Raw genomic sequence first — 422 nt, forward strand, 5'->3', positions numbered from 1 at the left:
TTGAGTTCGTCGGGTTGTTCGGGGCCTTTGCGGATGCGGTCCAGGACGCGGGCGGTGACGGCGGGGTCGAGCAGGGACTGGCCGGCGGCGACGCGGCGGATGCCGTCGATGAGGTCGGTGCCGTGGATCTGTTTGAGGACGTAGCCGGAGGCGCCGGCCATGATGGCGGCGAAGAGGGCCTCGTCGTCGTCGTAGGAGGTGAGGATGAGGGCTTTGATGGTGGGGTCGACGGAGCGGATCTCGCGGCAGACGTCGATGCCGCTGCCGTCGGGGAGGCGGCCGTCGAGGATGGCGACGTCGGGGCGTAGGGCGGGGATGCGGTGGGTGGCGTCGACGGCGGAGCCGGACTCGCCGACGACCTCGATGTCGCCCTCGCGCTCCAGCATCTCGCGCAGGCCGAAGCGGACGACCTCGTGGTCGTC

At 70.9% G+C, this 422-nt stretch carries 1 protein-coding gene; it reads right to left on the minus strand.

Translation table 11 applies throughout. The features are described from left to right. A partial coding sequence (locus tag OP18_RS50755; protein WP_033368047.1) for a response regulator occupies window positions 1-422 on the minus strand: 422 nt, incomplete at both ends.

It is taken from the genome of Dactylosporangium aurantiacum, from assembly GCF_000716715.1.
Lineage (GTDB): Bacteria > Actinomycetota > Actinomycetes > Mycobacteriales > Micromonosporaceae > Dactylosporangium > Dactylosporangium aurantiacum.